This is a genomic window from Streptantibioticus parmotrematis (assembly GCF_019890615.1).
GTDB classification, from domain to species: domain Bacteria; phylum Actinomycetota; class Actinomycetes; order Streptomycetales; family Streptomycetaceae; genus Streptantibioticus_D; species Streptantibioticus_D parmotrematis.
In genome coordinates, this window is record NZ_JAINVZ010000006.1 from 237,679 (window position 1) to 262,900 (window position 25,222).

General features: G+C 74.5%; 24 protein-coding genes. 11 read left to right on the forward strand and 13 right to left on the reverse strand.

Annotated features, from left to right (window positions below; translation table 11 throughout):
• Positions 1-85: 85 nt before the first annotated feature.
• Entirely contained in the window at positions 86-1,237 is a 1,152-nt protein-coding gene (gene cds1, locus K7472_RS12345) for an L-cysteine desulfhydrase Cds1 (RefSeq protein WP_222977111.1), read from the forward strand.
• A gap of 27 nt (positions 1,238-1,264) precedes the next feature.
• Here the strand turns inward: cds1 and K7472_RS12350 are convergent, their stop codons facing one another.
• The 6 genes from K7472_RS12350 to K7472_RS12375 form a co-directional block, all read right to left on the reverse strand.
• On the reverse strand, positions 1,265-1,744 hold the full coding sequence (locus K7472_RS12350) for an SRPBCC family protein (protein ID WP_222977113.1): 480 nt from the start codon (positions 1,742-1,744) through the stop codon (positions 1,265-1,267).
• Positions 1,745-1,831: 87 nt separating this feature from the next.
• Positions 1,832-2,680 (reverse strand): DeoR/GlpR family DNA-binding transcription regulator, encoded by an 849-nt coding sequence (locus K7472_RS12355; protein ID WP_222977115.1) that lies wholly within the window; start codon positions 2,678-2,680, stop codon positions 1,832-1,834.
• Between the two features lie 180 nt (positions 2,681-2,860).
• Entirely contained in the window at positions 2,861-5,323 is a 2,463-nt protein-coding gene (locus K7472_RS12360; RefSeq protein ID WP_222977117.1) for a right-handed parallel beta-helix repeat-containing protein, read from the reverse strand.
• Between the two features lie 185 nt (positions 5,324-5,508).
• Positions 5,509-6,111 (reverse strand): Rv1733c family protein, encoded by a 603-nt coding sequence (locus tag K7472_RS12365; RefSeq protein WP_222977119.1) that lies wholly within the window; start codon positions 6,109-6,111, stop codon positions 5,509-5,511.
• A 174-nt stretch (positions 6,112-6,285) separates the two neighbouring features.
• The gene (locus tag K7472_RS12370; RefSeq protein WP_222977121.1) at positions 6,286-7,125 is read right to left on the reverse strand and encodes an MOSC domain-containing protein; all 840 of its coding nucleotides are present in this window, start codon (positions 7,123-7,125) and stop codon (positions 6,286-6,288) included.
• 88 nt (positions 7,126-7,213) lie between these two features.
• Positions 7,214-7,726, reverse strand: a complete 513-nt coding sequence (locus tag K7472_RS12375; RefSeq protein WP_222977123.1) for a DUF6643 family protein — start codon at positions 7,724-7,726, stop codon at positions 7,214-7,216.
• A gap of 342 nt (positions 7,727-8,068) precedes the next feature.
• Between K7472_RS12375 and K7472_RS12380 the strand changes: the two genes are divergently transcribed.
• Positions 8,069-9,313 carry a TerD family protein gene (locus K7472_RS12380; RefSeq protein WP_222977125.1) on the forward strand — a complete coding sequence of 415 codons (1,245 nt, stop codon included), beginning with the start codon at positions 8,069-8,071 and terminating at the stop codon, positions 9,311-9,313.
• A gap of 19 nt (positions 9,314-9,332) precedes the next feature.
• Here K7472_RS12380 and K7472_RS12385 read toward each other — a convergent pair whose 3' ends face one another.
• The gene (locus tag K7472_RS12385; RefSeq protein ID WP_222977126.1) at positions 9,333-10,535 is read right to left on the reverse strand and encodes a glycosyltransferase; all 1,203 of its coding nucleotides are present in this window, start codon (positions 10,533-10,535) and stop codon (positions 9,333-9,335) included.
• Positions 10,536-10,759: 224 nt separating this feature from the next.
• Here K7472_RS12385 and K7472_RS12390 point away from each other — a divergent pair, with 224 nt between their 5' ends.
• The 4 genes from K7472_RS12390 (at position 10,760) to K7472_RS12405 (ending at position 13,685) form a co-directional block, all read left to right on the forward strand.
• On the forward strand, positions 10,760-11,569 hold the full coding sequence (locus K7472_RS12390) for a glutamate racemase (RefSeq protein WP_222977127.1): 810 nt from the start codon (positions 10,760-10,762) through the stop codon (positions 11,567-11,569).
• Between the two features lie 85 nt (positions 11,570-11,654).
• Positions 11,655-12,242, forward strand: a complete 588-nt coding sequence (locus K7472_RS12395; RefSeq protein WP_222977128.1) for a hypothetical protein — start codon at positions 11,655-11,657, stop codon at positions 12,240-12,242.
• 107 nt (positions 12,243-12,349) lie between these two features.
• Positions 12,350-12,832: an NUDIX hydrolase gene (locus K7472_RS12400; protein ID WP_222977129.1), complete on the forward strand. Its 483-nt coding sequence runs from the start codon at positions 12,350-12,352 to the stop codon at positions 12,830-12,832.
• Between the two features lie 49 nt (positions 12,833-12,881).
• Positions 12,882-13,685 carry a 3-hydroxybutyrate dehydrogenase gene (locus K7472_RS12405; protein WP_222977130.1) on the forward strand — a complete coding sequence of 268 codons (804 nt, stop codon included), beginning with the start codon at positions 12,882-12,884 and terminating at the stop codon, positions 13,683-13,685.
• 64 nt (positions 13,686-13,749) lie between these two features.
• On the opposite strand, the gene K7472_RS12410 is transcribed toward K7472_RS12405, so the two are convergent.
• The 3 genes from K7472_RS12410 to dhaK all read right to left on the reverse strand — a co-directional run bounded on the left by K7472_RS12410 (position 13,750) and on the right by dhaK (position 15,944).
• Positions 13,750-14,184, reverse strand: a complete 435-nt coding sequence (locus tag K7472_RS12410; RefSeq protein WP_222977132.1) for a PTS-dependent dihydroxyacetone kinase phosphotransferase subunit DhaM — start codon at positions 14,182-14,184, stop codon at positions 13,750-13,752.
• Positions 14,181-14,858, reverse strand: a complete 678-nt coding sequence (gene dhaL, locus K7472_RS12415) for a dihydroxyacetone kinase subunit DhaL (protein WP_222977134.1) — start codon at positions 14,856-14,858, stop codon at positions 14,181-14,183. The genes K7472_RS12410 and dhaL overlap by 4 nt, the downstream gene beginning before the upstream one ends.
• A 93-nt stretch (positions 14,859-14,951) precedes the next feature.
• On the reverse strand, positions 14,952-15,944 hold the full coding sequence (gene dhaK / locus K7472_RS12420) for a dihydroxyacetone kinase subunit DhaK (RefSeq protein WP_222977135.1): 993 nt from the start codon (positions 15,942-15,944) through the stop codon (positions 14,952-14,954).
• A 254-nt stretch (positions 15,945-16,198) separates the two neighbouring features.
• On the opposite strand from dhaK, the gene K7472_RS12425 reads away from it, so the two are divergent.
• The 3 genes from K7472_RS12425 to K7472_RS12435 all read left to right on the forward strand — a co-directional run bounded on the left by K7472_RS12425 (position 16,199) and on the right by K7472_RS12435 (position 18,704).
• The gene (locus K7472_RS12425) at positions 16,199-17,074 is read left to right on the forward strand and encodes an oxygenase MpaB family protein (protein WP_222977137.1); all 876 of its coding nucleotides are present in this window, start codon (positions 16,199-16,201) and stop codon (positions 17,072-17,074) included.
• Between the two features lie 83 nt (positions 17,075-17,157).
• On the forward strand, positions 17,158-18,273 hold the full coding sequence (locus K7472_RS12430; RefSeq protein WP_222977139.1) for a serine/threonine-protein kinase: 1,116 nt from the start codon (positions 17,158-17,160) through the stop codon (positions 18,271-18,273).
• Between the two features lie 191 nt (positions 18,274-18,464).
• A complete protein-coding gene (locus K7472_RS12435) occupies positions 18,465-18,704 on the forward strand; it encodes a DUF397 domain-containing protein (protein ID WP_109453830.1) in 240 nt (79 codons plus the stop codon).
• A gap of 65 nt (positions 18,705-18,769) precedes the next feature.
• On the opposite strand, the gene K7472_RS12440 is transcribed toward K7472_RS12435, so the two are convergent.
• Positions 18,770-19,261: a DUF2867 domain-containing protein gene (locus K7472_RS12440; protein ID WP_252395473.1), complete on the reverse strand. Its 492-nt coding sequence runs from the start codon at positions 19,259-19,261 to the stop codon at positions 18,770-18,772.
• Between the two features lie 216 nt (positions 19,262-19,477).
• Between K7472_RS12440 and K7472_RS12445 the strand changes: the two genes are divergently transcribed.
• On the forward strand, positions 19,478-19,978 hold the full coding sequence (locus K7472_RS12445) for a hypothetical protein (protein WP_222977141.1): 501 nt from the start codon (positions 19,478-19,480) through the stop codon (positions 19,976-19,978).
• A 36-nt stretch (positions 19,979-20,014) separates the two neighbouring features.
• Here the strand turns inward: K7472_RS12445 and K7472_RS12450 are convergent, their stop codons facing one another.
• Together K7472_RS12450 and K7472_RS12455 are read right to left on the reverse strand one after the other, a co-directional pair.
• Positions 20,015-22,051 (reverse strand): N-acetylmuramoyl-L-alanine amidase, encoded by a 2,037-nt coding sequence (locus tag K7472_RS12450; protein ID WP_372457953.1) that lies wholly within the window; start codon positions 22,049-22,051, stop codon positions 20,015-20,017.
• A gap of 123 nt (positions 22,052-22,174) precedes the next feature.
• Positions 22,175-23,356, reverse strand: a complete 1,182-nt coding sequence (locus tag K7472_RS12455) for an aminoglycoside phosphotransferase family protein (RefSeq protein ID WP_222977143.1) — start codon at positions 23,354-23,356, stop codon at positions 22,175-22,177.
• A gap of 371 nt (positions 23,357-23,727) precedes the next feature.
• Here K7472_RS12455 and K7472_RS12460 point away from each other — a divergent pair, with 371 nt between their 5' ends.
• Complete coding sequence (locus K7472_RS12460; protein WP_222977145.1) at positions 23,728-25,218, forward strand: DNA-binding protein NsdB; 1,491 nt, start codon at positions 23,728-23,730, stop codon at positions 25,216-25,218.
• The last annotated feature ends 4 nt before the right edge of the window (positions 25,219-25,222 follow it).

Sequence of the window (25,222 nt, forward strand, 5' to 3'; positions counted from 1 at the left end):
TTGACCTGGGCCTGCCTATGATCGTGGCAACCCCGGCGATCCGGCCGGGCCTGACCTGCCGGGGGACGATCGGGAGGCGGAACGCATGGACACCGTCGGACAGGCCGGTACGGACGGCCGGACGGACCCCGGGGCACCGCGTCCCACCCTGGACGTCGACCGCTCCGACGCGGGTCACCGGGCCTGGCTCAAGGAGGCCGTCCGCCGGGTGCAGGCGGACGCCAACCGCAGCGCCGACACCCATCTGCTGCGCTTTCCGCTGCCCGAGCACTGGGGCATCGACCTGTACCTGAAGGACGAGTCGACCCATCCGACCGGCTCCCTGAAGCACCGGCTCGCGCGCTCCCTGTTCCTCTACGGGCTGTGCAACGGCTGGATCCGGCCGGGCAAGCCGGTGATCGAGGCGTCCAGCGGCTCGACCGCCGTGTCCGAGGCGTACTTCGCGCAACTGATCGGGGTGCCCTTCATCGCGGTGATGCCCCGCACGACCAGCCGGGAGAAGCAGCGGCTCATCGAGTTCCAGGGCGGACGCTGTCACCTGGTGGACGAGGCGCGGACCATCTACGAGGTCTCCGCCCGGCTCGCGCGGGAGACCGGCGGCCACTACATGGACCAGTTCACCTACGCCGAACGGGCGACCGACTGGCGGGGCAACAACAACATCGCCGAGTCCATCTACCAGCAGCTGCGGCGGGAACGCCATCCGGAACCGGCGTGGATCGTCGCCACCGCCGGCACCGGAGGCACCTCGGCCACCATCGGCCGCTACGTCCACTACCTCCAGTACGACACCCGGATCTGCGTGGCGGACCCGGAGAACTCGTGCTTCTTCGACGGCTGGGTCAGCGGTGACGCCGACGTCGACTGCGAGCGCGGCTCACGCATCGAGGGCATCGGACGGCCGCGGATGGAACCGAGCTTCGTGCCGGGCGCCATCGACCGCATGATGAAGGTGCCCGACGCCGCGTCGGTGGCCGCGGTGCGCGCGCTGGAGCACGCGATCGGGCGCAAGGCGGGCGGCTCGACCGGCACCGGGCTGTGGGCCGCGCTGCGCGTCGTCGCGGAGATGCTGGCGCAGTCCAGGACGGGCAGCGTGGTGACGCTGCTGTGCGATCCGGGCGACCGCTACCTGGACAAGTACTACTCCGACGAGTGGCTGGCCGCGGAAGGGCTGGACATCACGCCGTACGCGTCCACCATCGACACCTTCCTGGCCACCGGCGCCTGGCCCGTCTGAGACCGCGCCGCGCACACCGGCCGGGGGTCAGGCCGCCATCCGCCCGGTCAGCCGCGCGTCGAGAGCCCTGGCCGCCTGGTGGAAGGAGCGGCCCATCGCGGCGCGACCGGCGTGCAGCAACACCCGGACCGCGGCCGGGCCGTCCGCAGCGAAGGTCCACCGCAAGCGGGTGCCGCCCGAGGGCAGCGCCGTCAGGAGCCACTCCTCGGCCATCGCCGTCAGACCGGGCACGTTGACGGTGTCCACGCGGTACGCGTACCGCTCGTCGGGATCGCGGGCGAGCACCGTCTCGGTGAAGCGGATCCCGCCCACCAGCGCGACCTGCCGCCCCGCCTCGACCGGCCGGGCGGAGGCCACCGCGCCGAACCAGTCGGGCCAGCCCGCGGTGTCCTTCGCCAGCGCGTGGAAGACGTCCGCCGCGGGCGCGGCCAGACCGGCCGCGTAGTGGTGGCGGACCGGGGCCGAGGCGATGAAGTCCAGCTCGACGGGCCGCAGGCGTCGCACCATCGACAACCTCCAGGACAGGGACACGGCGGTGACCCACCGTACGATACCTGACGTACTGTCACGTGTCAGGGGCGCCGCGTGACGGGATCAGGCCCGCGACACGGTCCCGGGGGCGTCCGCCACGACCAGGTCCGTCAGGTGCTCGGCGATCTCCGCGCGGAGCCCCTGGGGTATCCCCGAGTCGGTCACCCAGGTGGAGACCTCCTCCAGCGAGGCGAACGAACTCAGGCCCACCGTGCCCCACTTGGTGTGGTCCGCGATCACCACCACCCGCCGCGCCGACCGCACGAACTGCCGGTTGGTCTCCGCCTCCGCCAGGTTGGGCGTGGACAGTCCGGCCTCCACCGACATCCCGTGCACGCCGAGGAAGAGCAGGTCGAAGTGGAGCGAGCGGATCGCCCGGTCCGCCACCGGCCCCACCAGCGAGTCGGAGGGCGTGCGCACCCCGCCGGTCAGCACGACCGTCGCGGCGCCCGGCCGGCCGGTGGACTGCGCGCCCGCCCCGGCGCGCCGCTGGCCGGAGTGGAAGACGTCCGCCACCCGCACCGAGTTGGTCACCACGGTCAGGTCGGGCACGTCCAGCAGATGGTGGGCGAGCGCGTAGGTGGTGGTGCCACCGGACAGCGCGATGGCGCTGCCGGGGGCCACCATCGCGGCGGCCGTGCGCGCGATGGCCTCCTTGGCGCCCTGCTCCAGACCCGACTTCGCCTCGAACCCCGGCTCGTGGGTGCTGGCCTCGGCCACCGGGACCGCGCCGCCGTGCACCTTCTCCACGACGCCCTGGTGGGCGAGGGCGTCCAGGTCGCGGCGGACGGTCATGTCGGAGACGTTGAGCTTGCGGGTCAGCTCGTTGACCCGGACACCGCCGCGCCGCCTGACCTCGTCGAGGATCAGGGCGCGCCGCTGCTCGGCCAGGAGGTTCTGGTTGTCGCCCACCCGTGCCCGTCCTTCCTCACGACCCCACGACTGCCCGCACCGGGTGACGCTCCGGTGTCCGCACCGGTGACACCCCGATGGTTCCGGTCATCTTCCCACGCGGGAGGCGTGTCGCGCGGTCCTGGGCGCACACCGGTGGGATTCCCGTACGGCGTCGGCGCGTACCCCGAGACGCGGGAATCAGGACAGTCCCGGCAGATCCCCCGGGTAGAGCAGCTGGAGGTCGTCGTGGCTCGGTTCGGTCAGCTGGGCGACCCGGCCCGCGTGCCGCTCCACCATCGCCTCGAAGGTCAGCCGCGCGGTGCGGCCGTTGCCGAACGAGGAGCCCTTGGGCAGCGCGGTGAAGTACGTCAGCAGCGCGTCGCCCGCGCCCTCGCCGAGCCGGTACTCGTGCTCCTCCGCCTGTGCCTCGACGATCCGCAGCAGCTCCCGCGGGCTGTAGTCGCCGAAGGTGATGGTGCGTGAGAAACGCGAGGCCACACCGGGGTTGGAGGCCAGGAAGCGTTCCATCTCCGCGGTGTACCCGGCGACGATCACCACGACCGCGTCACGCTGGTCCTCCATCAGCTTCACCAGCGTGTCGACCGCCTCGCGGCCGAAGTCGCGGCCGGAGTCCTCAGGCGCCAGCGCGTACGCCTCGTCGATGAACAGCACGCCGCCACGGGCCCGTTCGAACGCCTCCTGCGTCCTGATCGCGGTCGAGCCGATGTGCTCGCCGACCAGGTCGACCCGGGAGACCTCGACCAGATGGCCGGTCCCCAGCACCCCGAGCGCCGCGAGGATCTCCCCGTACAGCCGGGCCACCGTGGTCTTGCCGGTGCCGGGGGAGCCGGTGAAGACCAGGTGGCGGCGGAGCGACGGCGCCTTGAGACCGGCCTCCTGGCGGCGCCTGCCGACCGCGATCAGGTCGATCAGCGCGCGCACCTCCCGCTTGACGCTCTCCAGCCCCACCAGGGCGTCCAGTTCGCCCAGCACCGTGTCCGCGTCGCGACCGGCGACCGGCGCGGACGCCACGGGGGGCTCCTCGCCGCGGCGCGGCCCCGGGACGCCGCCGAGCAGGCCGTACGACTGGACGGCGGGCGCCGTGGCGGTGGTGGTCGCGGCCGCCGGGTGCGGCGGCAGTCCGGCGGAGGAACCGGACGCGGTGGTGGGCGCGAGCGGGGCGGGGGCGCGGTGCTCGGCGCTCTCGTCGCTGGTGCACTCCTCGACCAGCGGTCCCGGCTCGGCGAACTCGTAACCGCCGCGCCCGCAGCGCTCGGTGCGGCAGCGGGTCAGCGTGGTGCGGCAGCCGTCGATGACGTGGAAGCCGTAGCCGCGGCTGCCGGTGACCCGGCACCCGGTGAACGTGCCGCGCGCGCCCGCCGAGACGTAGAAGCCGGACTCGGCCGCGTTCTCCACGACACAGCGCTCGATGGCCGGGTCGGCGCCCTTGGTGACGATCACCCCGGTCGCGGTCGAGTCGATGGTGCACGAGGCGAGGGTGCCGCCGCTGCCGTGGTCGCGGAACCAGGCGCCGGTCGCCGCCTCCCTGATCCGGCAGTCGTCCAGTTCGACGGTGGCGCCGTCGCTGACCGAGACCGCGGTGTTGCGCACCTGGGATATGTCGCTGTCGAGCACGTCGGCCCGCGAACCCCGGTCCAGTACGAACAGCGCGTCGGGCACGTCGTGCACCCGGCAGGAGTCCAGCACGGCCGCGGCGCCGTCGCTGATCCACACCGCCGGGTAGTCGCCCGTGCTCTCGTGGATCTCGCACTGGTTGGCGTCGGCACGGGTGCCCGGGTCCCACACCGACAGGCCGTTGCGGCCGAAGCGGCGCACCGTCGAGCGGGTCAGCGTGAGCACCGAGCGGGACCGCAGGTCGATCGCGTTCTCCGGCACGTCGTGGATGTCGCAGTCGGCGAGCGCCAGGACCGCGTCGGTGTCGAGCGTGACGCCGTCGCCGGTGGTGCGGTGCACCCGGCAGTCGGTGAGCTGGCCCGCGGCACGGGCGGCCACCCGCACCCCGGTGCCGTTGATCTCGTAGACCTCGCAGCCGATCGCCTCGGCCGCCGTGCCCTCGCCGGTCAGCTCCAGACCCGCGCGGCCCGTGTGGTGGATACGGCAGCGCTCCAGACGCGGCGCGGCACCTCCACGGGCGGCGAACCCCGACTGGCCCGCCGCGACCACCTCGCACTCCTCGAACAGCCCGCCGGCGCCGTCCAGCACGCTCACCCCGAGGCCCGCCGGGTTGTCCACGGTGCAGCGGCGCACCGTCGGCCGGGCACCGTCGCGCACCTCTATGCCGACCGCGGAACGGGTCACCACCCGCAGGTCGGTCAGCTCCGGCGCGCATCCTTCGATCAGCAGCGCGGGAACGGAGGTGTCCTGGCCCTCGACGCGCAGGTCCTGCACGACGGCGTCGGCGCGCACGGTCAGCGCGACCCCGCCGGGCGGCGCGATGCGCACCGAGCCGGGACCCTCCGCGCCGCGCAGCGTGACGGCCCGCTCCACCACGACGTTCTCCCGGTACGTGCCGGGGACGATCGCGACCACGTCGCCGTCGCCCGCCGCCTCCAGGGCCGCGGCGAGGGATTCGTACTCGCCGGTGCGGCGCCGCCACCGCGAAGAGCCGGTGTGCGTCACCTGAGCCACGCCCTGTGCCATGGTGCTGTTGCGCCCCCACCTCGTACCGCTGCGGACCGGGGGACCACGGTAGCGTGCGTGACGGGCGGAGCCGCACGGGCGACCTCAGGAACCCGTACAGATGGGGGAGTTCGGGCGGACGTGACCGCGTCGTGGACACGGCCCGTCCACGCCCGGCGCCGCGAACCGCCCGGTCCTCGCCCTTCTCAGCCTTCGGCTCCCGCACGGCCCCAGTCCTGGCTCACCCGGGCCCACTCGCGTTCCCACTCGGCCAGCCGGGACCGCATCATCCGCCAGCCGATCACCCGGCGCACCGCGAACGCCAGCGCCGTGACCGCCGCGGCGGCGGCCAGTCCGGCGGCCACCGCGTTGGTGACGGCCGTCATGGTGTCCATCGGGCGGTCGGTCAGACGCCCCGCGTCGTCGGCCCACAGAGTGATCGCCGCACCGGGCGGGCGGCCGCCGACCAGCCGCACGGTGGCGTCGTGCGCGGAGCCGTCCGGCATGGTCCAGCGCACGACGGCGATCCGCGACACCGACTGCCCGGTGGCCGGGTCGGTGTCGGCGGCGGGCGGCGTGCGGCGGGTGCTGCTCAGCACGGTGGCCCGGACCTGGTGCCGGTCGGCGTGCTCGACGGCGACCTGGTGGCGCAGTTCGGAGCCGATCGTGCCGCCCGCCACGAGACCGGCGGTCGGCGCTCCCACGGCGACCACGGCCAAGGTGGCCAGTCCCGCCCACGCTTCGACGACATCGCCCCGGCGTCGCAGCGGATTGCTCCGCCACCGCCACAGTCCTGGTACCGCTCGCATCGCACCACACCCCTTCACCCGGTCCAAGTACCGCGCACGGCACGAGGCATGCACGAGAACGGGCCGGAATCGGACGGAGTCCGGCACGCGTCACCCCGACGGTGGCACCGGACGCCGACAGGGCCGCTCGGTCGTTCGGTCGCTCAAGTCACTCGGTCATTCAAGTTCGCTCGGTCATTCAAGAACGGAGAACGTGTCACCCACGCGTAGTGTTCCGGTCGACCGCGGTATGAGTTTGACCCCGAACATCAGCCCGTCGCCGATCCTGCGGTGCCTGGCGAGGGTGCGCAGCGGCTCCCGGCCACGCGTCGCCGTGGCCTGGTCGGTGGTGGTGATCACGCAGCGGGCGCAGGGCTTCGCGACCCGGAAGACCACCTCCCCGATCCGCACCACGCGCCAGTCGTCCTCCGCCCACGCCCCGGTCCCGTCGACGACGATGTTCGGCCGGAAGCGGTCCATGGGCAGCGGTCCCTCGTGCGGCCGGTCGCCGTCCGCGACAAGGGAGTTGAGGGCGGCGAGGGAGGAGGACGCGGCCAGCAGCAGCGGATGGCTGTCGGCCAGGTTCACCGTCTCGCCGGGCAGTGAGTACTCCGGCTCGATCGGACGCCGCCGTGCCGGGTCGTCCAGATACGTCAACCGCGCCCGGACACCGAGGAATTCGGAGAACCACGCGCCCGCCTCGGCACCGGCCGCGACCACGTCCACCGGATCGCCGAAGATCCGTACCGGCTCCGCGTCGCCCGCCCCCGGGACGGCGACCGTCAGCTCCTCCATCCCCTCCGCGCCGAGCGTGATCCCGCCGGGCGCCGCGCCGCCACCGCGGACCGGCCGGGCGCGCGCCAACGCCAGCCGTGGCTGTTCGCGTTGGGTGATCGCCCGGCCGTCCTTGTCGACCACCAGCCATCTGCGGTCCCCGGCGAGCCCCCACGGCTCCACGGCCGCCTCGCCGGGCGCCGGTCCCTGGACCGACTTGACCGGATAGATGTGCAGTGCGCTCAGCCGCGGTGTCGTCATGCGGCCATGGTGCCAGTGCGGCACCGCTCAGCGGCCGTCACGCACGGTGATACCCGCGGCTCACCGGGGCGTGTGCCCCGCTCTCGGCTCAGTAGCCCTGCCCCTGGTACGGGCGGCGGTACTGGTCGTCGCCGTAGCCCTGGTAGCCGCCGGGAGCCTGCTGGCGCGGCGGGACCGGCTGGCGCGGCGGCACCGGGCGGGGCGGCACCGGCCGCGCCGCCTCGTAGCCCGTCGCGCCGCCCTGGTACGGCGCCTGGCCCGGAGCCGGGTAGCCGTTGGGGTAGCCACGGGGAGCGCTCGCCTGCTGCGGGATGTACGCGGCGGGCGCGGGCTGCGCCGGGTAGGCCGCGGCCGGGTACGCGGCCGGCAACTGGCCGGTGTACGTGCCCTGCTGCGGCGTGTGGTGGGAGGGACCCGAGGGGAGCGCCGGGAGCGCCGGCAGCGCGGGGAGCGAGCTGCCGGTGTCGTACGGCGAAGGAACCCGGATCGGAGCGATCTGAGGGGTGCCCCGCTCCGCGACCAGGCTGTCGTAGATGGGGGTGTCCGGGAAGGCCGACGAGGCGTAGTAGCCGCCGCCGTAGGTGCCGCGGGGGGTGGTCATGCTGCATAAGTTAAGCCCACGATGTGCTGTTAGGGGAGCCCGATAAGCGGGTTGTTTGTGGCGTCCGGTGTGGAGTGCGATCCCCAATCGATGCGAATCCGCGAAAATCGGTCGCCCCGAGGCGTTTCGATCGTGTAAAGGCTGAGCCTCCACTGTGTTCGATCATGGGAAAAAGCCCGTGTCGGAAGGGGGTTACCCTCGGTCTGACGGGTCGTCGGGTGCCGTGGCGGCGCGGGTCGGCGTGAGCGACGGGCGCGGCCGTGTTCCGTCCCGGGACGCGTGGGGCCTAGGTTGGGCGTACGGCACGCGGTGGGCACCGGGTACGAGGGGGAAGCGACGTCGATGAACGCGACGAACTCGATGAACAAAGGCGCCAACACGCCGGTCACGGCGTCGGGCGTACGGGTCGAGGTCGGCCGGGCGGCCGGTCCCGGGGTGCCGGAGGCGCAGGCCACGGCGCTGCTGTTGTCCGACGGCCGGGTGCGCCACGACGGCGACGTGGTCCAGCGCCACCGCCCGGTGCACGCCTCGGGCGCGGTGCGCCACGAGGGCGACAGGACCGAGGGCGGGTCGGTGGTCGACGTGCTCGCGGTGGACCTCGGCGGCGTGGAGCCCGGCGTCGAGCGGATCGTGCTGGCGGCCACCTCCGACGGCGGGTCCTTCGCGGGGGTGCCGGGGCTGTACGTCAGGTTGACGGACGCGGCGGGTGGCACCGAGATCGCCCGTTACGACAGCGTCGACGCGACGGTGGAGACCGCCCTCGTGCTGGGGGAGTTGTACCGCAGGAACGGCCAGTGGAAGTTCCGCGCGGTCGGGCAGGGCTACGCGAACGGGCTCGCGGGCCTGGGCGAGCAGTTCGGCGTCGCGCCGGACGCCGTGCGTCCGACGGCTCCGGCCGCCGCCCCGGCGCCGCCCGCCCCGGCTCCCGCCGCCCCGGTCCGGCCCGCGCCGCGAGCCGCCCCCGTCAGGCTGTCGAAAGTCACCCTGACGAAGGACGCTCCTTCCGTCTCGCTGACGAAACAGGGCGGGATCTCCGGGGTGATGAGGGTGAACCTCAGCTGGCAGGCCGCCCCGGCCAGGGGATGGCTGCGCAAGCCCGGCGCGGGCGGTTCCGACGTCGACCTCGACCTGTGCGCGCTGTTCGAACTGCGCGACGGCACCAGGGGCGTCGTGCAGGCGCTCGGCAACGCCTTCGGCACACTGGACCGCCCGCCGTACATCCACCTCGACGGCGACGACCGCACCGGCGGCACGAGCGGCGAGAACCTCACCGTCAACCTCGACCACAGCGCCGCGTTCCGCCGCATCCTGATCTTCGTCACGGTCTACGAGGGCGCCCGCAGCTTCGCCGGGCTGCACGCCACGACCACCCTGACGCCGCAGAACGGCGCGCCCGTGGAGTTCTTCCTCGACGAGTGCACCGTCCCGTCCACCGTCTGCGCGCTCGCCCTGATCACCAACGAGGGCGGTGAACTCGTCGTGCGGCGCGAGGCGCGCTACCTCGTCCCGGCCCGCGGCGTCAGCCCCCAGCGCACCGTCGACCAGGCCTACGGCTGGGGCATGCGCTGGACCCCGGGCCGCAAGTGAGCGCGAACCCGCCGCGTTCTCAGGGGCGTTCGGTCGTGACCGGGCCTTCCGGCTCCCGCTCCCGCTCCGGCTTGGCGTAGGTGCGGCCCTTCCACGCCGCGCCGCGACCCCGGTAGTGCTGCACGGCCGAGTCCGCCGTCATCGCCGCGTACAGCGACGCGGTGAACGGCAGCAGCGGCGCGAGCCACAGCGGCTGACGGTAGTAGCGCAGCATCGGCAGATACGTGCCGGTCATCACCGCCCACGCCACCGCCCCCACGGCGCACAGCGTCCAGCGCCCGGCGACCGCGCCCCCGACCGCCGCGACCGGCGGCACCACGTAGACCAGCGCCAGCCCGAGCAGCGTCCCGGCCAGCAGCAGCGGGTTGTGCCGCAACTGGGCGTACGCGCTGCGCGAGACCATCCGCCACAGCTGGGACAGCCGGGGATACGGCCGCACGCTGTCCACCCGCTCCGCCAGCCCCAGCCACACCGTGCCGCCGGACCGCTTGACGGCCCGGGCCAGCGCGACGTCGTCGATGACCGCCTGCCGGATCGAGTCCGGCAGCCCGGCCCGCTCGGCGGCGGCACGCCGGATCAGCACGCAGCCCCCGGCCGCCGCGGCGGTCCGCCCGCGCGGCCGGGCGATCCAGCGGAACGGGTACAGCTGCGCGAAGAAGTAGACGAACGCGGGCACGATGAGCCGCTCCCACGCCGTCGCCACCCGTAGCCGCGCCATCTGGGAGACCACGTCCGTCCCGCTGCCGTGCGCGGCGGCCACCAACTCCCGCAGGGAATCCGGCTCGTGGGCGATGTCGGCATCGGTGAGCAGCAGGTACTCCGGCGCGTACGCGGCCGTCGCGGCGGCCACACCGTGCCGCACCGCCCACAGCTTCCCCGTCCAGCCCGCCGGCGGTTCGCCCGGCGAGGTCACCGTCAACGGGAGCCCGCCGCGTTCGGCGGACAGTGCCCGGGCCAGCTCACCGGTGCCGTCCGAGCTGCCGTCGTCCACCAGGAACACCTCGGCCCGTCCCGGGTACTCCTGCGCCAGCAGTGACGGCAGGCTGACCGGCAGCACCTCGGCCTCGTCCCGGGCGGGCACCACCACGGCCACGGACGGCCACGCGGGGGGTACCGCGCGCGGCGGCAGCCGCACGTCGGTGCGCCAGAACATCCCCTGCGCCAGCAGCAGCCACACCCAGCCGAGCAGCGACACGACAGCGATCACGGTCAAAGCGCTCACCGGCGCAGTCTGCCCCACACCACGTCCACCGGAACCGCGCCCCACCGCGAACGCGTCCACGGGGACGGGAAACGATCACGGTGAAGCCGACAGGAAACGATCACGGTAAAGTTGCGCGGGCGGTCCACGACACGCCCGTACGTAACCGAACCATCCCGGTACGTGCGCGCCGCCGGACGAGGCGGACGCGGACGCACCGGCGCAGCACCGGAAGGGCACGCAAGGTGAAGATCGCGCTCATGGACTCCGGCATCGGCCTGCTGGCCGCCGCCGCCGTACTGCGGGCCCAGCTCCCTGACGCCGATCTCGTGCTGTCCAGCGACCCCGCCGGCATGCCGTGGGGCCCGCGCACCCCGCAGGACCTCACCGCCCGCGCGCTCGCCTGCGCCGAGGCCGCCGCCGCGCACCGCCCGGACGCGCTGGTGGTCGCCTGCAACACCGCCTCGGTGCACGCCCTGGAAGCGCTGCGCGCCCGTCTGGAGCCGTCCATCCCGGTGATCGGCACGGTGCCCGCCATCAAGCCCGCCGCCACCGCGGGCGGCCCGGTGGCGATCTGGGCCACCCCGGCCACCACCGGCAGCCCCTACCAGCGGCGCCTGATCGCCGAGTTCGCGAACGGCGTCGAGGTCACCGAGGTCGCCTGCCCCGGCCTCGCCGACGGCCTGGAGCGCGCCGACGACGCGGCGATCGACGCGGCCGTGACCGCCGCCGCCGAGCACACCCCCGCCGACGTGCGCACCGTCGTCCTGGGCTGCACCCACTACGAGCTGATCGCCGACCGCATCCGCGCCGCCGTCCAGCGGCCCGGCGGCCCGGCGGTAGCGCTGCACGGCTCGGCCGTCGCGGTCGCCGCCCAGGTCCTGCGCCGCACCGGCGCCGTGGCCCGGCCCGACGCGGAGCCGACCGGCGGGCTGACCGTCCTGCTCGGCGGCGAGCCCGGCGAGCTGCCCGCCGCCGCCCTGGCCTATCCGCAGGGCCGCGCGCTGGCGGGCCCGCACGCGTCCGTCGCGGCGCACCCGGCCGACGCGCGCTGAGCCCACCGGCGGACGGCCACGCTGGGTCCACCCGGTCGCCGCACACTGAGTGCCGCCGGGCGGCCCCGCGAGTACGCTCCCAGGCATGGAGGACTCCACCGGCGGCTCCCGCGGCGCGGGGGGCGCGACATCACCTGTGTCCGCGGCCGAGGTGTGGACCGGACGCGCCAGCAACCGCGCGCAGTGGCTGCTGGCCGTCGCCGGGGCCGGATGCCTGGCGCTCGGCGTCGAGCTGGCCGTCGACTCGTCCTGGGCCTCCGGGCTCACCGCTCTGGTGATGTCGGTCGTCGGGTGCCTGGCGGCGGGCGTCCTGGTGCTCTTCGGCACCCTGGCCTTCACCCATGTGCGGGTACGCGTCGACGGCGACTGCGTCGAGGTGCGCTGCGGCCACATCGGGGTGCCGCGCCGCCGCATCCCGCTGGACCAGGTGGACTCCGCGCGGCTCGCGCCCTGGATCAGCCCGCGCAACTGGGGTGGCTGGGGCTACCGGTGGCGCCCCGAGATGGGCACCGCCGTCATCGTCAGGCGCGGCCCCGGGATCGTCGTGGACCTGGGCAGCGGACGGCTGTTCACGGTGACCGTGGACGATCCGGAGGGCGCGGTGCGGGCGATCCGCGACCGGCTGCGCACGGCGGGCCCGCGGGGCGCGCGACGGGCCCTCGGCGACGTGTGAGGCACCGTCCGGCGACGTGTGCGCCGCGATCCGCTCCCGGGCGACGCGTGAGCCGCCGCGACCACCGCTCCGGCGGGGCGCCGGGCGGCGGGGCGTAGGGTCGGCGTGTGGCGATTCCCGAATTTCTGCGCGACCTGCGGGAGACGGTGGGCCGGCGCCTGCTGTGTCTGCCCGGCGTCAACGCGGTCGTCCTCGACGACGAGCAGCGGGTGCTGCTGGTGCGCCGCTCCGACGACGGCCGGTGGACCATCGTCGGCGGCATCCCGGAACCGGGTGAGCAGCCCGCGCAGGCCATGGTCCGCGAGATCTACGAGGAGACCGCCGTGCGGGCGGTGGTCGAGCGGGTGGTGGCGGTCTACGCCGAGCCGCCCATCACCTATCCGCACGGCGACCAGGTGCAGTTCATGTCGACCACCTTCCGCTGCCGCGCGGTCGGCGGCGAGGCGCGGGTGAACGACGACGAGTCCACCGAGGTCGGCTGGTTCGCGCTGGACGAGCTGCCGGCACTGAGCGCGCGGGGCGTCGCGCGCATCAAGCTGGCGCTCGCCGACGGACCGACGTGGTTCGAGGAGCCCACGCTGCCCGAGTGATCGCCTCACCCGGCTCCCGTCCCGCCCACGAGCGTCCTACGCTGCCGTCATGACCCCTGATCGGCGCACCCCGTACCCACCGCACTCCGTCGCCCTCGACCTCGGCGGGCGCACCGCCGTGGTCACCGGCGCCGCCTCCGGCATCGGCCGGGCCTGCGCGCTGCGGCTCGCCGCCGCCGGTGCCGAGGTGCGGGCGGCCGACCGCGACGCGGACGGCCTGGCCACGCTCGCCGACGAGGCCGCGGACCTGACCGGGACGCTGCTGCCGGTCACCGTGGACCTCACCGACCTGGACGCGGCGGAACGCGTCGGCGCCGGCGCCGACGTCCTGGTGAACAACGCCGGCGTCCAATTCGTGCGCCCCATCGAGCAGTTCCCGCCCGAGAAGTTCTCCCTGATCCTGCGGCTCATGCTGGAGGCGCCGTTCCGCCTGGTGCGCGGGGCGCTGCCGGGGATGTACGAGCGCGGCTGGGGCCGGGTGGTGAACGTCTCCTCCGTGCACGGGCTGATCGCCTCCCCGTACAAGTCGGCCTACGTCGCCGCCAAGCACGGCCTCGAAGGGCTCTCCAAGGTCATCGCCCTGGAGGGCGCGGAGCACGGCGTGACCTCCAACTGCGTCAACCCCGCCTACGTGCGCACCCCGCTGGTGGAGCGGCAGATCGCCGACCAGGCCGAGGCGCACGGCATCGCCCCGGACCGTGTGGTGTCCGAGGTGATGCTCGCCGAGGCCGCGGTCAAACGGCTCGTGGAACCGGAGGAGGTCGCCGAGCTGGTCGCCTACCTGTGCGCACCGCACTCCTCGTTCGTCACCGGCGCCTCCCTCACGATGGACGGCGGCTGGACCGCGAGTTGAGCCGCTGAGCCGCGACGCGCTCACGTCTTCCGGTGGACGCGCTCCCGTCCTCCGGCGGACGCGCTCACGTCTTCCGGTACGCGTACGCGTCCGACGCCGCCGAGGCCACCGCCTCCACGTCCGCCCCGGTCGAGGCGGTGACCACGGCGGCCACCGCGCCCTCCACGAACGGGGCGTCCACCAGCCGTGCCCCGCCGGGCAGTTCGTCGTCCTCCAGCAGCGCCTTGACGGTCAGCACCGCGCTGCCGAGGTCGGCCAGGAGCACGACACCGGCCCCCGCGTCGACCGCCCGCGCGGCCTGCGTGATCAGCTCGGAGCTGGTGCCGACCCGGCCGTCCGCGGTGCCGCCCGCCGCGCGGATCGCCACCGACGCGGTGCCGCCCGCGAGCTGCACCGCCAGCGCGGCCACCGACTCGGCGACCGGGGCGCTGTGCGAGACCAGCACCACCCCGACCCCGCCGGGCGTGCCGTCCCCGTCGTCGCCCTCGCGCGGGCTCACGCCGTACCGCCTTCGGCCGCCTCCGCCAGCGCGGTCACCAGCAGCGCCGACGAGGTCGCCCCCGGATCCTGGTGACCGACGCTGCGTTCGCCCAGGTAGCTGGCGCGGCCCTTGCGCGCGAGCATCGGCACCGTGGCCGCCGCCCCTTCGTCGGCCGCGATCCTGGCCGCCCCCAGCGCCGCCACCAGCCCGGCACCGGAGTCCAGGGAGAAGGCCATGGCGTCGACGGCCGGGAAGAGCGCGTCCAGCATCGTCTTGTCACCCGCCGCCGCGCCGCCCAGCCGCGCGACACCCTCCAGACCGGCACGCAGCGCGCCGCACAACTCCTCCGGCGACGCCGTCTCCGCGTCGCCCAGGTGCTTGCCCGCACCGCGCAGCAGCGTCCCGTACAACGGCCCCGACGCGCCGCCGACCGAACCGATCAACTGGCGGCCGACCAGCGCCAGCACTCCACCGGGCGTGCCGGGCGGGTCCTTCTCCACGGCGGCCGACGCGGCGGTGAAGCCGCGCCGCAGGTTGGTGCCGTGGTCGGCGTCACCGATCGCGGAGTCCAGCTCGGTGAGCCGGTCCGCCTCACGTTCGACGGCCGCGGTGGCGAGGGCGAGCCAGCGGCGGGCGTACGCGGCGTCGACCACCGGATCGGTGGCGCCGGACGCGGGTGCGGATGCGTTCATGGGGGTCGCGTTCCTCCTCGTACGACGGATTGCGGCGAATTGCGGTGAATGCGGCCACCCGGCCACAGGGGGGCGGCCGTCGGCGCGGACGGGTCAACAGCCCCAGCGCAGGCCCGGGGTGCGCACCGGCGCGTCCCACAGGCGCAGCAACTCGTCGTCCACCCGGCACAGGGTGAGCGAACAGCCCGCCATGTCCAGCGAGGTGACGTAGTTGCCGACCAGGGTGCGTACCACCGGCACCCTCCGCTCACCGAGCGCCCGGTGCACCTCCGCGTTGAAGCCGTACAGCTCCAGCAGCGGGGTGCCGCCCATGCCGTTGACCAACGCCAGCACCGGGCCGTCCGGGCGCAGGTCCTCCACGACCGCGTCGACCGCCGCGTCGGCGATCTCGCGGGAGGTCATCATGGCGCGCCGCTCGCGGCCCGGTTCGCCGTGGATGCCGATGCCCAGCTCCAGCTCTCCCGGCGGCAGGTCGAAGGTGGGCGTGCCCTTGGCCGGGGTGGTGCAGGCGCTCAGCGCGACGCCGAAGCTGCGGGAGTTCTCGTTGACCTGACGGGCGATCGCGGCCACCCGGTCCAGCGGCGCGCCCTCCTCGGCGGCGGCGCCGGCCAGCTTCTCCACGAACAACGTGCCGCCGGTGCCGCGGCGGCCCGCGGTGTAGAGGCTGTCGGTGACCGCGACGTCGTCGTTGACGAGCACGGTGGTGACCTGCACGCCCTCGTCACCGGCGAGTTCGGCGGCCATCTCGAAGTTGAGCACGTCGCCTGTGTAGTTCTTGATGATGAACAGCACGCCCGCGCCGCTGTCCACGGCCGCCGCCGCGCGCGCCATCTGGTCGGGCACAGGGGAGGTGAACACCTCGCCGGGACAGGCCGCGTCCAGCATGCCGGGCCCGACGAAGCCGCCGTGCAGCGGCTCGTGGCCGCTGCCGCCGCCCGAGACCAGGCCGACCTTGCCCGCCACGGGCGCGTCGCGCCGCACCACGATCCGGTTGTCGACGTCCACGTTCAGATCGGGATGGGCGGCGGCCAGTCCGCGCAGTCCATCGGCGACCACGGTCTCCGGCACATTGATCAACATCTTCATGTGATCCTCCACGCGGCTGTGAAGAGCGGCCATCCCCGGCTCCCCTCCAGCCTAGGGCCCCGGACCCGGGTCGGCCCCGCCAACGGCGAGTCCGCGCAGGTCGGCACCCCTGCGCGACCGCCCGGGCACCCAGGGTGACGCGGGATCGCGGCGAGCGTCCCGTCCGGCACCCGGCGCGGGATGTCCCGCAGCGGCCTCGGCAGGCCACCGGCGCGCGGCTACCGTGGGGAGCGCGGCGCTTTGAGGGAGGCCCCATGCGTGACGCGGACCCCGGCCTGTTCGGACCGGACTCGGTGACGTGGCAACTGCACGGCGACCCCATGATGTGGGTGGCCGGGGTGCGCGCCCTGTACCTCCAGGCGCTCCACCCGCGCGCGGTCCGCGGCGTCCTGCAGAACTCCGACTTCCGCGCCGACCCCTGGGGACGGCTGATGCGCACCGCCGACTACGTGGGCGTCATCACCTACGGCACGACGCTCCAGGCCGAGCGCGCCGCCGCCCGCATCCGGGGCGTCCACCGCAGGCTGACCGGTACCGATCCGGACACCGGCGCGCGTTTCGCGGTGGACGCGCCGGAACTGCTGCTGTGGGTGCACTGCGCGGAGATCGACTCCTACCTCGGCGTCGCCCGGCGCTCCGGCTTCCCGCTCACGCCCGCCCTGGCCGACGCCTACGTGGCGGAACAGCGGCAGGCGGCCCGCCTGGTGGGTCTCGACCCGGCCGACGTGCCCGGCGACACCGGTCAGCTGGCCGCCTACTTCGACAAGGTTCGCGCCGAACTGGCCGCGACCCGTGAGGCGTTCGAGGTGTTCGCCTTCATCCAGTCACCGCCGGTCCGCACCCTCCTCGCCCCGGCCCGCGACGTCCTGTGGCGCCGGGCCGCCGGGCTCGCCTACGACAGCCTGCCGCCGTTCGCCCACGAGCTGTACGGCCGCCCCGCCCCCGCCGAGGCGACGGTGGACCGGGCGCTGCGGGTCACCGGCGCCGGACTGCGCGCGATCCCCGCCGCGGTGCGCTGGCAACTGCCGCCCGCCCGCATCGTCAAGGCCGTCGGACGGCTGGGCCCCGGCACCCACCCCTCCGCGTACCGGCTGCGCCAGGGGCGTACGGTGACGCGGCCCGCGCCCTGACGCGCCGTGCCGGCCGGACGGGCGTCCGGGTCATACTGGAAGGCGCGGGCGGGGGACCGACCGGACGGGAGCGACGGTTCGCGATGGGGGAGCACCGGCTGATCCGGGAGCGCTACCTGCTGATCGAGCGGATCGGCCGGGGCGGCATGGGCGAGGTGTGGCGCGGCCGCGACGAGGAGCTGGGGCGCAGGGTGGCGGTCAAGTGCCTGCGGTCGGGCACCGGCGGTGACGCGCGACGGGCGCAGGTGATGCGCGAGCGGTTCCGGCGCGAGGCCAGGGTCGCGGCGAGCCTGCAACACCGGGGCATCACCGTGGTGCACGACTTCGGCGCCGACGACGGACTGCTCTACCTCGTCATGGAACTGCTCGACGGCCGCAACCTCGCCCAGGTGCTGCGCGACGGCCGACGCGCCCCGCTCCCGTTGCCCGGACTCCTGGACGTCGCCGAGCAGGTGGCGGCGGCCCTCGCCTACACCCACGCGCAAGGTGTCGTGCACCGCGACCTGAAGCCCGCCAACATCGTGCGGGCCGCCGACGGCACCGTGAAGATCTGCGACTTCGGCATCGCCCGGCTCGGCCGCGACATCGGCTTCACCTCCCAGCTCACCGGCACCGGCGTGGCCATGGGCACCCCGCACTACATGTCGCCGGAGCAGATCGCGGGCACCGAGGTGGACCACCGCGGCGACCTGTACTCCTTCGGCTGCGTCCTGTACGAACTGGCCACCGGCAGGCCGCCGTTCGACTTCGACGACGCGTGGGCCGTCATCGTGCGGCACCGTGACACCGACCCCGCGCCGCCGCGCCTGCTGCGTCCCGACCTGCCCGACGCGCTCGACCGGCTGATCCTCGACCTGCTGGCCAAGTCCCCCGACGACCGCCCGCGCGACGCGGCGGCGGTGGCCGGACGGCTGGCCCTGGCGCGGGCCGGGGCGTCCCGGTTGCCGGTGTGGGCGCGGGAGATGACGGCGGGCCCCCGCGCGCGGGAACGGGGCGGCGGCCGCTCCACCCCGCCCGCCGGGGCGCCGCCGGTGATCCGCGCGCTGGCCGACGCGGAACGCAGGCTCGGGCCCTCCCACCCGGAGACGTGCTGCCACCGCGACCGCCTGCTGGGCGAGTTGCCGCCGTTCTACGCGTACTACGTCGCCTACGTGCGCGGCTCGTCGGAAGTCGTCGCCCCACGCGCCCAGTTGACGTGAGGCCGCCGCGCGGCGACCGGTGACGCCCGGCGCGTGGGGTCACGCTTACGGGTTGTCCCTTCGGCCCGCGTGACGTGGCTGGTGGGGCCGGAGCGGGCGGGGCGCCGGGTGCTCTGCGCGGACGGGCTGTCGAGGCTGGTCCGGGCTCGCTAGGCTGGGCACCGGACGACAACGCCGGGAGGAGAGCGGACGTGGCCGAAAGCACCATCGGACAGCCCGTGGCCAACGGGAAGAAACCGCAGCTCGATCTGACGGGAGCGGAGTGGCTGTCCAGCAGCCAGGGGACCGGCGACGTACAGATCGCCTTCGTGGAGGGCTACATCGCGATGCGTGACGGCCGCCAGCCGGACGGCCCCGCGCTGATCTTCACCCCCGCCGAGTGGCGCGCCTTCGTCCTCGGCGCCCGCGACGGCGAGTTCGACCTCACCTGACCCGGCCCACCCCTCCGGCGGCTCGCCGTCCCACGAGGACGGCGAGCCGCCGGACGGAACCCGTGTCAGGTGGTTCGCCGCCCGTTCGCCGCCCTGCCGAGGAGGTAGGGGATCAAGAGGTGGTGGACCGGTGCCGCTGTGGCCCAGACCCATCGGGCGAGCGGGTGGTCGTGGCGGACCAGGGTCACCCAGGTGACCCGCGTCGCGTCCACCACCACGACGTTGCGCGCGGTGATCAGCGGTGAGGGGGCGGTCAGGGTGATCGTCCGCGGTCCGGGGCCGGCGACGTGCCAGCCCAGTACGTGGTCGGGGGAGCCCGCCGAGCCCAGCCGCAGGCGCAGCGTCAGGCGCCAGCCGGTCACCATCGACCACCGCACCGCCGCCGGAGCCTCCTCGAAGACCGCCCGGGCCCACTGCTCGGGCGAGCGCGAGTCCTCCGCCGCGACCGGCACGGCGAACGCCGAGGTGTAGTGCGGCGGGAGACGGTCCTGCTCGGTCACGAGGGCCGTGAGGTCACGCGGAACGGCCGTGCGGCGGGCGCGGGGGCGGCGGCTCATGGGGCGGCTCCTGGGTGGGTCGGCAGCGGAAGGCCGGTGGCGGCAACGGGCCGGTGCGGGGGCGGAGTTCGGGCGGCTCGCGGGGGCGGGCTCACGTCGCACCCCATCATCGCCGCACGACTCCTTCCCCTCGCCTCGGACAGGGCCGCCCGCGGCGTCGCCGTGACCGTTCGGACCGGGGCCGCACGGGGGGTCGGGGGCCCGTACGATATGCGCATGTCCTTCCTCCGCCGCCGCAGCGCAGCCACGCCGACCGGTCCGGACTTCGACGTCCTGGCCATGGATCCGGGCGACTGGCCGGGGAACCTGGGCGCCGGGCTGATCCCCGGTCCCGACGGCAGCTGCCAGGGCATCTTCCTGCGCTACGACCTGTTCGGCGGCCGTGGCCCCGCGATGCTGATCGGCAACCTCCCCGAGGGCTCACCGGCCCGCGAACCGGGCGAGGGCGAGGTGCCGTTCGAGGTGGCGCAACTGCTGCTGGCCCTCGGCAACGACGAGCCGGTGCACGAGGTGGAGCGCGAGGACATCCCGGTCATGCACGGCGACAGCCTGCTGATCGTCCGCCGCATCAAGGTCAGCGAGGGCCGCGTGGCCTGCGCCCAGTTCGACCGTGACGACGGCGTCCAGGTCACCATCGCCACCTGGGACCGGCCGATCACCGACGACCTGTACCAGCTGCTCAAGCCGCTCCCGGCGGAGATGTTCCAGCAGGGCTGAGCCCGGGACGTTCCGGCAGGGCCGAGCCGTCGCGCGTCAGCGTCGCGCGTCCGACGGCCCGGCCACCACGTCGTCCGCCTCGACGAAGGCGACGCGGTGGCCGAACTGGATCTCGTAGTACGCCTGCGAGCCCTTCACCCAGCGCTGCCCGGCCCGGTCGAAGGTGCGCGAGGAGAAGAACTCCCCGCGGACGCGCCCGCCGACCGCGTACGCCTGCCCGACGGGAAGGCTGTACGGGAGCGGGGTGAGCGGCTGCACCGGCACGCCCTTCGGGTACGCGGACGCCTCCGGGTAGGCACGGCCGTAGACCGGGATCGCCGCGAGTCCGGCGCGTGGGGTGACCACCAGGCCGCGGGCGTTGAGGGCGGTCGGCGCCGACGCCGGGTCCTGGAACCACGCCTTGTGCCCCAGGTACCAGATCGCCGTCCAGTCGCCCCGCCGCCCGGCGACCACGAACCGCTGGCCCGTCGAGGCCCGCGCGCCGGTGTCGTTGACCCCTGTCGTGGTCGCGGCGTCCGGATGCAGCCCCGGGTCGGCGACCAGCGCGGCCCGCTCGCTCGGCGCCGTGTACAGGCGCACCGCGTCCGAACCGTGCGCGACGCAGGGCGCGCCCCGGGTGACGCAGCCGGTGTACGCCGGGCGGTTGCCCGAGTAGGGCGGATCGATGGTGACCAGGCCGCCGTTCCGGCCGGGCGCGGCCGTGAAGGGCGCTCCCAGCAGCTCGAAGTAGTGCGCCCAGTCCCAGTACGGCCCGGGGTCGGTGTGCATCGCCGCCACCGTCGCGGGCGTCATCGCGGGCACGTTGTCGTGGCCGAGGATGTGCTGCCGGTCCAGCGGCACGTGGTAGCGCGCCGCCAGGTAGCGCACCAGCCGGGCCGACGCACGGTACATCGCCTCGGTGTACCAGGAGTCCGGATCGGCGAGGAAGCCCTCGTGCTCCACGCCCAGGGACGTGGAGTTGACGTACCAGTTGCCCGCGTGCCAGCCGACGTCCTTCGTCGCCATGTGCTGCGCGACGTGGCCGTCCGCCGCGCGCACGGTGTAGTGCCAGCCCAGGTACTTCGGGTCGCGGACGGTCTTGAGGGTCACCGCCCAGTCGCCCTCGGTGTCGTGGATGACGATGTAGTCGACCGGTGAGTCGGCGGGCCGGTCGGCCAGGTCGTGGTTGCCGTAGTCCGACGGCTCCGGCCCGTAGTGGGTGTACGGCGCGGGCACCCACTCGCAGGCCACCGTCGGCGGGCACTCGGTGTGCCGGGTGTCGGCGGTGCGCAGGCCCAGCGCCCGGGCCTGCGCGGCGTCGGGGCGCACGGAGGGGTCCGCGGGCAGCGTGACGCGCTGGCCGCTGTCGGTGGTGCGGGACCGGCCGGTGCGGATCGTCTCGAAGACGTCGGCGGCGAAGTCGGTCGCGCTCGCGGTGTCGTCGGCACCGCTGTAGCGGGCGACCGCCCCGAACCAGCCGGCCGGGTCGGCGGTGAGCGGACGGCCCAGCGCCCGCTGCGCCGCGGCCAGCAGGGCGCCGCCGCCCGCCGCGTTGGCCGCGGGGTCGGTGCGCAGCCGCCGGGTGCTCAGCCCGGTCAGGGCGGCGGCACGGGTCGCGGTCTCCAGTACGGCCGGCATCGCGTCCGGCACCAGGGACGCGGGCAACGCGCGCGGCTCGCCGGACTCGACGGCCTCCGGGGTCGGCGCGGCGCGGCCGTCCAGCGCGGTGGCCGCGTCGGTGAGGTGCAGGGGGCCGTAGCCGCCGGTGACGCTCGGGTGGCCGTCGTGGGTGTCCCAGCGCGACTCCAGGTACGCCACCCCGAGCAGGACGGACAGCGGCACGTGGTATCGGGCGGCCGCCGAGGCGAACGCGCCCTGGAGCACGGCGGAACCGGGCCCGGCGCCGGACGGGGCGCCGGCCTCGGTGGGTGATGCGGAGGCGGCGGGTGAAGCGGAGGCGGCCGCCTGCGGCACGGTCGCCAGCAGCGGCAGCGCGGTCGCGGCGGCGGTGACCGCGGCGATCAGCGGCAGGCGCGGACGCAGGTGAGGGCGGCGTGGCGGACGGGGCGCGGGGGACGCGCAGATCGGTCGCACAGCGGCCTCCGTGGGTGTGCTGGGTGGGGCGGGACGTGCGCGACCACAGAGGTACTGATTGCCTGACGTTGCGTCAAATACCTGGGATGTCGGCGTTTCCGCACGTCAGCGTCCGCCCCGCGCTCAGCGGGTCCCCACCGCGGCGCGCACGGCGCGGCGTGCCATGCCGCAGTCGTCGTGCAGCCTGCGCAGCAGCAGCCGCTGTTCCTCGCCCGCCTCGATCGCGGCCGTGGTGACGGGTCCCGTGCCCTGGAGGGAGCGCTGGAGCGCCGTCTCGTACCGCCGGATCTCCCGTGTCAATACGATCATCAGATTCACCAGGAAGGCGTCACGCGCGGCCGGGCCGTCCTTCTGCGCCAGCTGACTGATCTGCCGCCGCGCCAGCGGGTCCGCGCCCAGCACCGACCACAGCACGGCGAGGTCGTACCCCGGCAGGTACCAGCCCGCGGTCTCCCAGTCCACCAGCGCCGGACCGGTCGGTGACAGCAGCACGTTGGAGAGCAGCGCGTCGCCGTGGCAGAACTGCAGCTCGCAGTGGCCGACGATCTCGCCGCCCAGGCCGCGCAGCAGCTTGCGCAGGTCGTCCCGGTCCCGGTCGGTGAACAGGCCCAGCTGGTGGAAGCGGGAGATCTGCTCCGCGTACCGCAGCGGCCGGCCGAAGACACCGGGGGGCGGCTGCCACCTGTTGATCCTGCACAGGGCGCCGAGCGCCGCCTTGATGTCCGCCCGGGGCGGCGCCGCCACCGGGTGCCGGGGGACCGCCGCGACCCGTCCCGGCAGCCGTTCCAGCACCAGGGTGCAGCTCTCCGGGTCGGCCGCCACCAGCCGCGGCACCCGGGTCGGCGGGCGGTGCCGTACGAAGGCCCGGTAGGCCGCTATTTCGTGCCGCAGGTTCTCCGCCCACACCGGGGAGTGGTCCAGCAGGCACTTGGCGACGGCGGGAGCGCGGCCCGCCGCGCCCACCAGCAGGACCGAGCGGCCGCTGCGCCGCAGCACCTGCGCGGGGCTGAACTCCGGACAGATCCGTTGCACGGCCGCGATCGCGGTGCGCAACTGCGCGCCCTGCGGGCCGGTCACGTCGAGCCTGCCGCTGAGCGGGTGCCCGGCGCCCGACGGGGTGGCGCGCGGTCGTGGCACGGGGCGTCCGGCGGCCGCGGCGGGCGGCAGGGGCCGACTCGCCCCGGCGGCGCGCCCCGCGTCCAGGAACGGTTCTGCGGGCAGGCCCCGGGGGGGGGCGATCAGGCCGGTGCCGCGGTGCGCGGACGGCCGGGGAGGTGCGGACACGGAGGACGATGCTGAGTACATGGGTTGCTGACAGATCCCTTCGTGTGCCGGAGGTGCTTCTGGCTCGTGCGCGTGGCTGGTGCGCGGCGCGGCCCGGCGGGCCGCCCCGCGCACTCCCGGCCGGACGGCGCGACCGGAACGACCGGCGGCACCGGCCGGTGACCGCACCCTGGGGAATGCGGCCGCCGGCCGGAGCCGCCCGGCGTACCGGGCGCCCTGTCCGGCGGGGGTCGGGGAGCCGACCGCCGCCGGGCCGGGGTGGCGCGTTCCTACCTGACACCAGCGCGCGGGTGGCAGACCATCTGGCGAACCCTGGCGAACCCTGGCGAATGCTCGCGACGGCCGGATCAGGCCATTACTGTCAACTCTGCCGAGGAACCTGGGGGCTTGACGTGACCAAGGAAGCCAACACCCGGCTCGCGGACCTGTTCGGCCTCACCGGCTGGTCCAAGGGCGAGCTGGCGAGGATGGTCAACCGGCAGGCGGCGGCCATGGGCCATCCGCAGCTGTCGACCGACACCTCACGGGTGCGCCGCTGGATCGAGACCGGCGAGACGCCGCGCGATCCCGTGCCCAAAGTGCTGGCGGCCCTGTTCACCGAGCGTCTCGGTCGTGTCGTGACCATCGAGGACCTCGGGTTCGGCCGGCGACGGCGTACGGCCAGGAAGCAGGCCGAGGACGGCCTGCCGTGGCCACCGGAGCGAACCGCCGCGGTCCTCACCGAATTCACGGGAATGGACCTCATGCTCAACCGACGCGGTCTGATGGGCGCGGGCGCCGCGCTCGCCGCCGGCTCCGCCCTCAGCTCTGCCATGTACGACTGGCTGCACTCCGACCCGGCCCTGGCGGCCGACGCCCCCGACCTCGACCACCCCCTGCACCCGGCGAACGCCTCGGCCGCCGGATTCGACCGCTACGAGGCCGCTCCGGTGGGCTCCGACGAGATCGAGGCGCTGGAGCACTCCGTCGAGGTCTTCCGCGCCTGGGACGCCTCCCGCGGCGGCGGACTGCAACGCAAGGCGGTCGTCGGGCAGTTGAACGAGGTCGGCGGCATGCTCGCGTACCGCCACCCGGTACACCTGCAACGCAGGCTGTGGGGCGTGGCCGCCAACCTGGCCGTGCTGGCGGGCTGGATGTCGCACGACGTGGGCCTGGAACCCACCGCGCAGAAGTACTTCGTCATCGCCGCCCACGCGGCCAGGGAGGGCGGCGACCGGCCCCGCGCGGGCGAGGCGCTGTCCCGTGCGGCCCGGCAGATGATCCACCTGGGCCGCCCCGACGACGCGCTGGACCTGATGAAGCTCGCCAAGTCCGGCTCGGGCGAGGAGACCCTGCCGCGCACCCGGGCGATGCTCCAGACCATCGAGGCGTGGGCGCAGGCGTCCAAGGGCCGGGGGCAGGCCATGCGCCGCACCCTCGGCGAGGCGGAGGAGCTGTTCACCGCCGACAAGCGCGACGTGCCGCCGCCCAGCTGGATGCAGAACTTCGACGAGGCCGACCTGCACGGCATGCAGGCGCTCGCCTACCGCACCCTCGCCGAGCACGACCCGGCCGCCGCCGTCCCCGCGCAGCGGCACGCCCAACTCGCCCTGGAACTGCGCAACTCGGGCCATGAGCGGTCGAAGATCTTCGACTACATCTCCATGGCGTCGGCCTGCTTCATCGCCGACGACCCCGAACAGGCGGACCGCTACGCGCGGTTGGCGCTGCTGACGATCGGCCAGACGTCGTCGCACCGCACCTGGGACCGGCTGCGCGAGATGTACCGGCTGACCGGGCGGTACGCGGAGTACAACGGCATCCAGGACCTGCGCGACGAGATCCGGCTGGCGCTGCCCAAGAAGGAGGGGGCGACGCCGAACGCCGCGTCACGGCAGGTGTGACCGG